The following is a 12,890-nucleotide window of genomic DNA, read 5'->3' on the forward strand; positions in this document are numbered from 1 at the left end:
TGTCTGATTAGCAGATTTATCTGAGCAGACCCGTAATTCGTACACTATGAGCCAGACAAAATATATCATACAGGCAGAAGTATCGGTGTTACCCGATTACCTGTCAGAAGTGAAAGCACTTGCAGCCGCTACCTTACTGCCCACATTGAAAGAACCTGGATGTGAAGCCTTTTATCAAACCTCAAAAACAGATGATCCTGCTACTCTTATCTTCTTTGAAGTATTTGCTTCGCGGGAAGCTTTTGATATACATATGAATGCCTCTTATACCAAAGAATTCTTTGCAGGACTACAAGGAAAGCTGGCGGGAAAACCCGTTAGTAGAACTTTACAGGAACTATAAACATACAATCACCATCTACCTTTTCTAATTCCAAATTAGTATCTGCTGGATGATGGTAGTTCGGTAGTTCTATGCCTTACTACATAGCAGGCGTACAACTACTTACTTATACAATCTATTACTCAATTTAACTATAACACAAAATGAATATTACAAATAAAACTATTCTGGTTACAGGTGGCGGCTCTGGTATTGGATACGAAATTGCCAAACTACTGAAACAGCAAGGCAATACCGTTATTATTGCAGGTCGTAATGCAGACAAAATCAAAAAAGCCGGTGAAAAGCTGGGTATAACAGCCATTGCCTGTGATGTCACCCGTGAGGCTGATATTGAAAAGCTGGTTACCAGAATTCAGCAGGAATATCCTACACTCAGTGTATTGGTTAATAATGCCGGTGTAGCCAATCTCTATAAACTTGGTGAACAGGCAGGGGCCTTCCAAAAAGCGAAGCAGGAATTCGACGTAAATTATTTTGCCCCACTTTTGCTTACTGAAAAGCTGCTCCCTATTTTAAGCCAACAATCCGAAGCCGCCATTGTGAATATTACGTCCAATGTCACCTTCCATCCCTTGATACTTTTGCCTACGTATTCAGATGCAAAAGCAGCATTGCATTCTCATACAGTAGCGTTGAGACATACGTTAGGCAAGAACAGTTCTATAAAGGTGTTTGAAGTAATGCCTTCTCTGGTCGATACAGAAGCTACCAAGGATATGGGAGGTTCCAATGGTATGCACCCACAGGTAGTGGCCGAAGCTCTACTGAAGGGTATGCAGACAGACCAATACGAGATTTATGTAGGAGTTACTGCTCAACAGCGAGCTGATTATTTCGCTAACCCGGTAGAGGCTATAGAAAAGTTCAATGTGGGATTGTAATACATTTCCGAATAACCTGGCGAACTAAAAAAGGGTTCTGAAGTCTTTTGCTCCTTCTCAACTCAAACAGCCAGGCATTCGAGAGTCTGCCATCGAATGGCATGATCCTTTGGGTATGAATGCTATTACAAACATGCATGGAAAAGGTAATACATACAAAAGCCAGTTTTTTACAGGATTGACTTTTGTATGTAGTTTAGAACTGAGTCTTATACTTCTCGGAAATAATAGACTACTTCACAGACTAACTAAGCCAACCAGACAGAATATAACGTTACAGAAAGCGAGGAAAAGAAAGTTATCTGGTTTCTATCATATGTACTAGTTTCCTGACAGCCTCTTTATGTCCTCCGAAGATATTTTCTTTCCTAAAAACGGTTAGCATTATATCTGGTTCTACTCCACCAACCTCATAGTATTTGCCATTGGAAGTCAGTAAGCGTTGATTGGACAGGGTTGCATAAAAGTTACCAATAGATTTGCCTAACATACTGGATAAGATTCCTAAGGTATGTGTGCCAACAAGTTTTACATTTGAGTTGGCCTTCATACTCATGGCAAAACCTTCGGCTGCGCTGCGACTGATATCCGTCATCAAAACATATACAGGTTTTGTGTAAGCGATTTTACTTACAGGTCGTAGATATACTTTTGATTCATCATGAAATTTCCCATTGGTATATACTTGACTGGTGTAAGCAAGCGTAGGTTTATCTGTAAAGTAACTTGCCAGGGCTAACATAGCCGCATCAAAACCGCCAAAGTTGAAGCTCACATCTACAATAATCGCTTCTTTATCTTTGAATGAGCCAATAATTTGCTCCATGTGGTAAGCCAGCGAATCTATCTGTTGCTTTCGGGTTGTGCCTTTGGAGCCAAAGTCAGTAAAGGAATAAATACTCAGGTAGCCAATCGTATTTGTGAGATTACCCCATTCCAATTGTCCATTGGCTACCTTATGTCCTTTTCCTGTTAATAAACTGTCTGAAATATTTCTGTAGTTTGTTGTAAAAAACAGATTGAAATAGTCATCTAATTTCTGAATCTCAGATTGACTTCTGAAAGCCTCGGCCACAATTTCGGCTGAGGGGGTTATTCTGTATTGTAAGGTTTGCCCGTTCTCTGCAATAATTTTGGTATGCTGATCTTTGGTACGGGTAACAATCTGTCCGAACAACTGAAACAGTTCGCTTTCAGTTGTACTATCAGATATTTTACTTTCAAATTCAGTTCTAATAGACTGCCAGTTCAAATTTCTTTCTTTGCTGAAAGCATAGTTCTCCTGATAGGTTTCAATAAACAGATTGAATACTTGTTTTGGAGATAACTTTTGCATCTGAGAGAAGCTGATATGATTTTGGGGAAGTCTATCTATTCGGACATAATCATGCTTGATCTGAATAGTAGTTGTTTTATTTCCAAAGTCAGTCTTATAGATATGGAGAGTATCCTTTTGTAAGCTAAACCGGGCCTCATTGTTTAACAGACTTTCCAGATAATCATTTTTTTCTTTGTAACAAAAGTTGGTAGTATAGCTGTAAAGAAGAATACTATCAGGTCTTGCCTCCAGAATATATCCGTTTCCAACCGATTTCCAATACCCTCTGATCGCAGGGTTAACAATACCGCCTTCTCTTACAAAAGAAACTTCCTGCCTTGTTACTATTTTGTTTGGGGTCTTTGTTGTAGTGCAATTACTACAAAGGAGTATACTAGCAGACGCGAAAAGTAAATACACTATTCGGATTGTATAGTTGATCAGCATTGGGATAGTGAGGAAGAGATGGCTTAACAGCTAAAAAGATCTGTCGGTATGAAAATAATGCTTTTAACAACGAATGCTCTTTGATAATCAAGAATTTAACAATTATTAAGAATAATTAACAATTGTCTTGCAAAGCACACGATTGAAAATCTTTCAGTTTGTCAAACACAACAACGACCAGATTATTGACACCTTCGAGATTACAAATGGAGTAGCATGCATCCATTCCATTTCCAGACACCTATGCTATATAAGTAAGCAGGCAGGCTTCTTCCCACAAAGTTCCACTGGATAGTCGCACACCGCAACAGATCTCTACTATGTTAGATGTTATCAGCGAGGTACTGGGCTATGCTCCCAATGTGAAGATTGCCGGACATAATCAGTTTGACAAAAAAGGCTGTCCGAGCTTCTTTGTCCCCACCTGGCTTAAGCATCCAGGCATTCCGGAACATACCATTGAGTGGCGTGATCCCTTTGGCTACAAGAAATATTTTAAGCAGGATTGGAAGCGATAAAAAGTAAAGCCGATCTTTCAACGGATCGGCTTTGTTAGGCTATCTGATGGTGATAGATGTTTTTTTGTCAACAATAGATTAGTACATCGCTTTGATTTGTTCAGGAGTCAGTCGCAAAAAACGGGTGGCATTGTTAAATAAAATATCTCTTTTTTGCTCCTCACTCAAAAAAGTTGCATTTTTTATTCTGTCAATTCCAATTTTTATTGTCTGTGGCCAAACCATATTGTCAGAGCCAAACATAATACGTTTACCAAATCCGGCATTGACTAGTCGTTCCAGATAGAAATAAAACTCTTTTTCGGAAATATGGTAACAAATCACTCCTAAGTCGACATATAATTGCGGATGTGCATATAAGACTGCCAGCATATCATCAATCATAGGCCAGCCTGCATGCATGGCATATAGTCTTAATTTGGGATGTTTAACCAAGGCATTTTCCAATACAAGCGCACTATGTAAAGAGGCTCTATACTTTTGTGCTCCCAGATAGATGACCCCCGGAGGACCTGGTCCCACATGAATACCTACTGGTATATCCAATTCCTCAGCCATTTTTAGATAGGGGTCAAAGGCGGTGTCACTTGGTGATATACCTTCATATTGAATAGCTACTTCACCAAAAATAGCAAACTCACCTGAACGAAAAAGTTTTCGTAGGGAGTCAACTGTTAATCCATTCTTTTTCACCGATCTGAAGTCCCAGTATACTCCTTTCATAATTCGTTTTGGCTCCTGAGTATGCCATTTTCGTACTATACTCATATCTCCACTTGTTACCGCATAGACATTGTTAGATCTGAGAGCCCGCAATGTCTGAACCTGCAATGAGTCATCAGTGAGTGGGGAAGAGGTTGAGTGTTTGGCCCATTTGCCTGTTTTCAGTGCCTCCATAAAGGTAGAGCCATATTCATTTTTGGGGTCGTGATACCCGAAGTTATCAAATGGAACGCCCATTTTGAGGGGTGGTGGCCCCTGATCATCCGCACCTATGGCATGCAAATGCATGTCAATAACAGGCAAAGGTTTTTTAGTTTGAGCAGCACAATACAGTCCTGTTAATAAAGACAGGAATAAAAAAAGTTTTTTGTCATAGGAAGGTTTACTATAAATGGGTAGTTTGGCTAAAGTTCCGGTTATTGCAGGTATGTCCTCTACACCAAGGCGTTTGTAAAGGTAATTTGTCAGATCCGGCAAGAGCTAAAAATAGTTCTTTTGGGTCTGTTTTGCAACCCTATCTTGTTGCTGGTGAGTAAGTAAGATAAATTCACTGGTGTCTGATTTAGTACATGCTTACTTTCACAGCAGGCCTGGCACTAATACCAGAAAATACACAAGGACTTGATGCCTACAGATAGCGTATGATCCGGAAACCAGATTTTATTTTCACTACAATACGATTGACACTATATTAGCCTCAATACATTTAAATTGGTTACAACGAGTTTACCTACAAAAAGAAAACAGTGAGATACCTCTTACTTCTTTGCATTTTTAGTATAGCTTATCCTACCCAAGCCCAACTTACCCGTCATGTTCCAAAGTCTCTGGATTCGTTAGAATGGTTTCTGCATACCCAGCCCAGAGATTCACTGTATATCATCTCAATAAAAAATTGCGGCTTTCAATATATGATTCGGGGAGAATATAACCGGGCAGATTCGTTAATCAATATACTATATAAGCTAAAACAAGAGCAGCCAGCCAAAAATGCACTCATTACCTATTGTATACTTTTTCTTAAGGGAACATTGGCTTACCATAAAAGTGACAAGGCTGCGACGCTGGCGTATTACCTGAAAGCGGAAAAGGTAATTGAACAAAATCCAACAAAGTTTGATCCTATGTTTAAGATAGCTGCACCCGGCAATATTGCCGCTGCGTATAGACGGCTCGATAAACTGGATATGTCTATGAAATATAGCCTGAAGGCGATTAAAATTCAGGAAAAATACCATCAGGAAAGTGCAAGTGAATACCAGAGTATAGGCAATATCCTCTCATCCTATCGGCAATATGACCGGGCATTACCTTACTACCGGCGTGCTTTACAAATCGGCCAGCGAGACAAAGATGTAAAAAGCATGGCAATTACAGAAAATCTGATGGGCAACCTGTATGATAACATCAATCAGGCAGATACTGCGATCATTTACTACCGACGTGGATTACTCCATGCAGAACAATGTGACTATGCTTTGCTGCAAACCGATTTGTTAGTCAATCTGGGTCGTATGTTGATCAACAACAAAAACTATACACAGGCAGAAATCTATCTGAAACGGGGAGAAAAGCTATCTCGTGAACTGGAAGCTCCGATAGCTTTGCGGATAAACCTGCATAATCAGGCAGAAATGTATCGGGAAATGCAGAAGTTTGATTTAGCCGAAAAGTATTATCTGGAAGGTTTGGCGATGGCTCAGAAAAGCAATGACTTTGATGAATTGTATAAATCCAATCAGGCTCTGGCTGAGTTGTATAGCAATATGGGAAAGTTTGAGAAGTCTGTCCAGTTCATGGAAGAGGCGGCAAAAGCCAAAGACTCTACCTTTCACTTACAACTAGCTGAAACAAGCCAGCAGCTACTGGCTCAGTATGAATCCGAAAAACGCCAGCAGGAAATTGCTTTACTTAACGAGAAAAATCGTTCACAATCGCTGGAACTGGCTGTACAGCGTCGCAATGTATTTCTGCTGATTGCCGGTTTGTTGTTGACTGGTATAGCAGTCATAGTAGGCTATCGAAGATACAGACTTCATAAACGACTGGAAATGGAACGGATTCGGAATCGTATTGCGGCTGACTTTCATGACGAGTTGGGTGCCAATCTAAGTAGCATTGCTTTGTATTCAGACTTGTTACTCAACAATCATAATGCAGAAAAAGAACGAACCTTGCCTATTCTGACAAACATTAGCCAACAGGCTCATACTAGCATTTCTTCTATTAATGATCTGATCTGGACTATCAAGCCTGACAATGATGCCCTCGGACATACCTTTGTGAGAATGAAAGAGTTTGCCTACCCGCTTCTGGAATCACGCAACATTGTTTTTGTATTTGTAGCTGATGATCCATTGGTAAAGGCGCAACTGGATATGAATATTCGTAAATTCCTATATCTGATTTTTAAGGAAGCGATCAATAATATCGCCAAATATGCACAGGCTACCTCAGTAACGGTTCAGTTGCGTGAAAGCAAAGGTTGGATTCATATGGAGATTGCCGATGATGGAATAGGCTTTGACCAAGTCAAAGTCAAAAGAGGCAATGGGTTAAATAACATGCAAACCAGAGCCCATGAGTTGGGTGGAAAGCTTACCATCGATTCGCAGGTAGGTCAGGGAACAAAAATTACACTCAGTTTCAAAATCTCTGCCTGAGATGCTGCTTCTGAAGCAGCATCATATAAATCATACAACAAAGATAGTCCGATGTTCAGATGGCATTCAAGACATGAATATGTGTTTTTAGGAAGTGAAATTTAGCAGGGCTGGAAAATGCAAAGTCTGCCTTGCGTAGTGGGTTACTCAAAATGAGATGAAAGTAAGAAGCCAAGTCTACTTAGTTTTGCCATCTGTTTGTCGTGGCTTTTCTTATCACATCTTCTCATAAAATATCACTAGATAGCCAAGCTCTTCAGCAATGTGAGACATAATTCATAAGCCTCTGCCTTATCTTATTCCATATCTTTTCTAGAAACATGATTTGTAAATAAAAAAGAAAACACTCTCCCTGTCCTCCTGAAAGGATCTCTTGACAAATAGAGTGGCGTTTGGATTATAAGAGAAAAAATAAATTCCAGTCGGAACGGCCGCCGGTCTTGTCACGGGTTCCTTTCAGGAAGACAAAAAAGGGTGTAAGGGCACAAAAAAGAGATTATTCCCTAAAAGCTGCAAAAATGAAAAAGGTATGGGACACGATAAGGCAGAGGCTATCAGAATTGTCATATATGATCAGTGTGATAACAGCAGCTATCCAGGTTTCTTTGTACCCATCTGGTTCAGGCAGTTAAGTTAAGTATTCCCGAGCATAACATCGAGTGGCGTGATTCGAATAGCTATGAACGCCATTTCAGGCAGGCTTGGAAGCGGTAACCGAGGGCAGATTTAAACACGAAAAAGATAGATTTGACTACTTATCTGTTTGGATCGATGTGCATTTTTGTATTCACACTAATGCAAAAAAACATGAACCGAATATTAGTTACCGGAGCAACTGGTCACCTGGGCAGTGTAGTTACCCAAACCTTGCAGAAAACGATTCCTGCCCGTCAGATTGGAGTCATTACCCGTCACGAAGAAAAAAGAGCCGAGTTGGAAAGCCAGGGGTTCACTGCTCATCTGGCTAATTACGACCATCCGTACGCTCTGGAAAAAGCAATGGATGGGGTCGATACCGTACTGCTCATTTCGGCAGGTGACGAAGGGGATCGGATGCAACAACACAAAAATGTAGTAGATGCTGCCAAAAGGGCAGGAGTGAAAAATATCGCGTATACCAGCCGGGCTTTGAAAGATCGGACCACCCTGAGCAATGCGTTAATGCGGGATCACTTCGAGACTGAAGATTACATTAAAGAAAGCGGATTAACCTATACACTTTTCAGAAATATTCTATACATGGATGCCATCCCATTGTTTATAGGCAAGCAGGCACTGGAAAGAGGTATTTTTCTACCCGCAGGTAAGGGGAGGGTATCCTTTGCATTGCGAAGAGAAATGGGAGAAGCCATGGCGCTTGTATTGGCAAATGAACCCTGTCAAAACAAAACCTATCATTTCACCGGAAGGGAGGCCTACTCATTTGGTGATATTGCTCAGGCACTAACCGAACTATCTGGCAAGCCGGTAAGTTATACTCCTGCAGAAACTTCGGTTTTTGTCGCCACCATGCGGCAAAGTGGCATTGCCGAACCAATGTTGAAAAAGATTGTCGATTTTGTTACGGACATCCGGCACAATCAGGAAGCTGACGTATACACCGACCTTGAAAAGGTGTTGGGTCGCCAACCTCTCGCCTTGAAAGACGGATTAAAAGAATTGTTTGGACTTTGAGTGAAGATATGACCCACCCGACAACCTATCAGATAAAGACCATCGCGGAGTATCATCGGCTGATGGAGCTTCCTGCACCTGCGCACCCGTTGGTTAGTGTCATACGTTTTGAAGACACACGGCGACAATTGAAACACTGTTCGGTTCGGATCATTCACAACTTTTACACTATTGCACTGAAAAAGAACTTCAATGGTAAGTTGAAATACGGACAGCAAGAGTTTGATTTTGACGCCGGTGTGATGCATTTCATGGCGCCCCGGCAAGTATTGGCTATTGATGCCTCGCCGGCAGAATTTATCCATTCGGGATGGCTGTTACTGATCCATCCCGATTTTTTGTGGAACACACCACTGGCCCAAAAGATAAAGAAGTATGAGTACTTTGGGTATCAGGTAAATGAGGCTCTTCATCTTTCGGATAGGGAAGAGGGGATGATTTCCGATACGATGCAACACATTGCCCACGAGTATCAAAGCGGTATAGATGCCTATACACAAGATGTCCTTTTGGCGCACATCGAGTTAGTGCTTACCTATTGTGAACGATTTTATCAGCGTCAGTTTATTACCCGTAAACTCGCCAACCATCAGCTATTGAATAGGTTAGAGGAGCTACTGACGGCTTATTTCAAAAGCGATGATCTGGTAAATAAGGGTATGCCCAGTATTCAATACATTTCAGAACAATTGCACATTTCGCCCAACTACCTGAGCCGTTTGTTGAAAACCCTGACCGGGCAAAGCACAAAGCAATTTGTGCACGATAAACTCATGGACCTGGCTAAGGAAAAGCTATCAACGACGGATCAGACAGTCAACGAAATTGCGTATGCGTTGGGCTTCGAACACCCGCAGTCGTTCAGTAAGCTATTCAAAAGCAAGACCAAACTTTCCCCTTTGGAGTTTCGACATTCCTTTCATTGACTGATAAGAATTACTCTAATGAGAATTTGTTAGGCCAGGATGTGGACCAGTTGCAAAAAAGGACACTTTTCACCGATCCTTCCCCCCACAAGGCCAAAGGCCAACCTCGCGAAGAAAAGACTCTCTACACACTTACATAACCTACCACGATTGAAGTGATCTTCACTCTCTTTGTGACATTTGTTTACTTTCTCAATGACATCTTTTACTTAAAATTCGGGGTGATCCATGTATATGTATTTGATGATCAGGTTTGTAGAGTTAATTCACCGCAGTAGAGGATTATCCGCATTCTCTTACAAGTCCAAAAATCATCCACTTAAGGCATAATGTTTTCAACGTCTATACTAACTCGATAGTATATCAAGACTCGGTACTATACTAACTCGTTTCCATACTATCACTTTATTCCTACTAGTACTTTAATAATATTTTAAGGCCTTCTAGTGGCTGTAAAAAGAGGCAAACGCAGTATTATTTATGATCGTGTAGTATATATGATCATATGGTTATAGAACATATTAGTTACACAAGATTAAAATTAAAACAAACAGCCATCTATGGAAAAAGTAGAAATGATTACCCGGCGCAAGGCCATCAGTGGTTTAGGTGCCGGTTTAGCCACTGCCATGACACCTGGATTGGCAATTGGTCAAATGCCTCAGACAGAGTTGAATGCTCAATTGGAAGACCCGATCCAGAAGTATCCCAAACCTCCTTTCAAATCACAGACACAACCTTGGCCAGGGCTAGCCAGCAAAATGGAGCCTAAGCCAGACCATGGAGAAACGAGCTACAAAGGTTCTGATCGTCTGAAAGGCCGTAAAGCTCTTATTACGGGTGGAGATTCAGGAATGGGCAGGGCAGCCGCTATTGCTTATGCACGCGAAGGAGCCGATGTGGCTATCAATTATCTGCCTTCTGAAGAAGCTGATGCCCAGGAAGTAATTGCTTTGATCAAAAAAGAAGGTCGCAAAGCCATTGCGATTCCAGGAGATCTTCGTGAGGAAGCATTTTGCCAAAAACTGGTAAGTGAGGCAGTCAAGGGTCTGGGCGGCTTAGATATAGTAGTGAGCAATGCTGCCCGTCAGCAATCCGTGGCATCTATTCTGGATATAACCACTGAACAGTTTGACTGGACAATGAAAACCAATATCTATGCTCCCTTCTGGATCATTAAAGCAGCCTTGCCCCATCTCAAACCCGGATCAGTTATTATTGGCACGTCCTCAGAACAAGCTACCAATCCTTCCGCAGACTTATATGACTACGCACAAACTAAGGCGGCTACTACCAATTTTGTTCGTTCACTGGCAAAGCAACTTGGTCCAAAGGGCATTCGTGTGAATGGAGTAGCACCAGGTCCTATCTGGACACCTTTGCAGGTGAGTGGTGGAGCTACTCAAGAGAAGCTTCAGAAGTTTGGAGGGGATACGCCAATGGGCAGACCGGGTCAGCCTGCCGAGCTGGCTTCGATTTATGTACAACTGGCCGCCAGTGATGCCAGTTATTCTACCGGACAAATTTATGGTGCAGCCGGCGGAGGAGGACTTCCTTAGAGATATGGATACTTAGTGAATGGTTGACTGGATCAAAAATAGTTAGCCAACCATTTACTATCAATAGATATACATCTTTTTTTGTAAGACATTGAAAATGAGGTTTTAAGTGAGATTGCTTTGTGGCCACTCTTTCTCAATGGAAAAGGACTAATTTAGTGAGAATCCCTGTTGGTGAAAGAAATAGCCTGTGTGTAACTCTATGTATGAAGAGTAAGTCATTCCACTAATTCGTGAGATTTGTCTTCCGGTACGATTATTTAGGCTATACATACATAACCAGAAAGCTTGCCTGGATTTTTTCTACGTAAACTTTGGTTGATCATAGCTTTCAGTAGCATCTGTGTATACCTAAACAGGCTTTGGCCTTTACATGTTTCATTGAGAGCAGACTACTAGTACATAGAAAAATTTGGGTAGCCTAGCTGGATGAGCTTATTCTAATAAAAATGTAAAGACAATTTTTTTAATTTATCAACTTCAACCAGAATTAGTATGTATCATCACGTAAAAAAATTAATGTATACCGTTAGAGTTGGTACACCAGATCCACGTTTTGGTAACATGTTACTAGAGCAGTTTGGTGGCGCTAATGGTGAACTGGCAGCGGCTATGCAGTATTCGATTCAAGGTATCAATTGTGAAGATTCCGGGCTTAAAGACTTATTGATGGATATTGGTACAGAAGAATTGAGTCACCTGGAAATTATTGGCACACTGGCTCGGATGCATCTAAAGCCAACTAAAACGTTACGTCAGGCCGCAGAAGCTGATCCACTTATTGCCATTGCAGGCGGAGGCGGTGTAAACCTGTATAATTCACAGGGAAGTGCATGGACAGCCGACTATTTAAAAATTACGGGTGAGCCTGATGTAGATCTGCGAAGCAATATCGCAGCGGAAGCACGCGCTAAAATCGTCTATGAGCGGTTAATTAACTTTTGTGATGATGCTGGTTCCAAAGATGCGTTGCAGTTTTTAATGACGCGTGAGATTACGCACCTGAAAGCTTTTATGACTGCATTGGATAGTATGGGAAAAGATCCTCTTTCCATAGGACAGATTCCTCCTACATCGGGTATTGTAGAACAGTTTTACAACGATTCAACAGGTGAAAGTGAGTATGGAGATAAGGATATGCGGGGACCATGGAATCAAGGGCCAGATATTAAGTATGTGGAGGCTCCTGCCAAAATGGAAGCACAGGTGACACAACAACAAATTATTTCAGAGATAAACAAGGCCAGCCGATAAGTAGAATACTATTCTATAAATAGGTGAGTAGGCTCAACGCCTGAATACCAGCCAACCTTAGTAAAACTAAGGTTGGCTGCTTTTTAGCCAACCCCGCCGAAAAACGAGCAAATTAGTATTATCTGCCTATTAGTTTGTTAACTGCCAAAATTCCCTTTCCTTTTCATTACGCCAATGCTAAAGCAAGGGGGAAAAATATACCCTGTATCACCCGAAGTTGCCCCAATAAGCTTGCCCATGCCTATGCCAGATACTTTGAGTTTTATACCAAATGGAGGTATCTTTAACTTTCTGGATAATGGTATTAGACTAAAAGTCTCATCTTGACCATAACCTTTCTAATTTGGGATGTTTTAGGGAAAAATCTCATTTTTGGGCACTCACACCCCTATCTGTCCTCCTGAAAGGAACTCGTGACAAGACCGGCGGCCTTTCCTAGTGGTGATAATTATTGTGCCCGTTGTTGGTGTTATCACCATAGCCGTCAGGCTAAGGGAAAAGAATTTGTTTAGGAGACAACCGAAAACCATTACAGTCAACACGTCTACGTTCTTTTTTGGCTAAATGAAATAACTGCTCAA

At 41.3% G+C, this 12,890-nt stretch carries 10 protein-coding genes; 8 read left to right on the plus strand and 2 right to left on the minus strand.

Features of this window, described 5'->3' with window-relative positions; translation table 11 throughout:
* Positions 1-46: 46 nt before the first annotated feature.
* Positions 47-343 (plus strand): putative quinol monooxygenase, encoded by a 297-nt coding sequence (locus QNI15_RS37350; RefSeq protein ID WP_314037141.1) that lies wholly within the window; start codon positions 47-49, stop codon positions 341-343.
* A 143-nt stretch (positions 344-486) separates the two neighbouring features.
* The gene (locus QNI15_RS37355; RefSeq protein WP_314004842.1) at positions 487-1,227 is read left to right on the plus strand and encodes an SDR family oxidoreductase; all 741 of its coding nucleotides are present in this window, start codon (positions 487-489) and stop codon (positions 1,225-1,227) included.
* A gap of 298 nt (positions 1,228-1,525) precedes the next feature.
* On the opposite strand, the gene QNI15_RS37360 is transcribed toward QNI15_RS37355, so the two are convergent.
* Positions 1,526-2,992: a S41 family peptidase gene (locus QNI15_RS37360; protein WP_314037143.1), complete on the minus strand. Its 1,467-nt coding sequence runs from the start codon at positions 2,990-2,992 to the stop codon at positions 1,526-1,528.
* Positions 2,993-3,312: 320 nt separating this feature from the next.
* Between QNI15_RS37360 and QNI15_RS37365 the strand changes: the two genes are divergently transcribed.
* Complete coding sequence (locus QNI15_RS37365) at positions 3,313-3,510, plus strand: hypothetical protein (protein ID WP_314037145.1); 198 nt, start codon at positions 3,313-3,315, stop codon at positions 3,508-3,510.
* Between the two features lie 78 nt (positions 3,511-3,588).
* Here the strand turns inward: QNI15_RS37365 and QNI15_RS37370 are convergent, their stop codons facing one another.
* The gene (locus QNI15_RS37370) at positions 3,589-4,710 is read right to left on the minus strand and encodes an amidohydrolase family protein (protein ID WP_314037147.1); all 1,122 of its coding nucleotides are present in this window, start codon (positions 4,708-4,710) and stop codon (positions 3,589-3,591) included.
* 269 nt (positions 4,711-4,979) lie between these two features.
* Here QNI15_RS37370 and QNI15_RS37375 point away from each other — a divergent pair, with 269 nt between their 5' ends.
* From QNI15_RS37375 to QNI15_RS37395, 5 genes are all read left to right on the plus strand, one after another.
* Entirely contained in the window at positions 4,980-6,896 is a 1,917-nt protein-coding gene (locus tag QNI15_RS37375) for a tetratricopeptide repeat-containing sensor histidine kinase (protein ID WP_314037149.1), read from the plus strand.
* Positions 6,897-7,703: 807 nt separating this feature from the next.
* Positions 7,704-8,570, plus strand: a complete 867-nt coding sequence (locus tag QNI15_RS37380; protein ID WP_314037150.1) for an SDR family oxidoreductase — start codon at positions 7,704-7,706, stop codon at positions 8,568-8,570.
* Positions 8,571-8,578: 8 nt separating this feature from the next.
* Positions 8,579-9,496: a helix-turn-helix domain-containing protein gene (locus QNI15_RS37385; protein WP_314037153.1), complete on the plus strand. Its 918-nt coding sequence runs from the start codon at positions 8,579-8,581 to the stop codon at positions 9,494-9,496.
* 560 nt (positions 9,497-10,056) lie between these two features.
* A complete protein-coding gene (locus QNI15_RS37390) occupies positions 10,057-11,055 on the plus strand; it encodes an SDR family oxidoreductase (protein ID WP_314037155.1) in 999 nt (332 codons plus the stop codon).
* Between the two features lie 495 nt (positions 11,056-11,550).
* Positions 11,551-12,309 carry a manganese catalase family protein gene (locus QNI15_RS37395; protein ID WP_314037157.1) on the plus strand — a complete coding sequence of 253 codons (759 nt, stop codon included), beginning with the start codon at positions 11,551-11,553 and terminating at the stop codon, positions 12,307-12,309.
* The last annotated feature ends 581 nt before the right edge of the window (positions 12,310-12,890 follow it).

This window comes from Xanthocytophaga flava, assembly GCF_030068545.1.
GTDB lineage: Bacteria > Bacteroidota > Bacteroidia > Cytophagales > 172606-1 > Xanthocytophaga > Xanthocytophaga flava.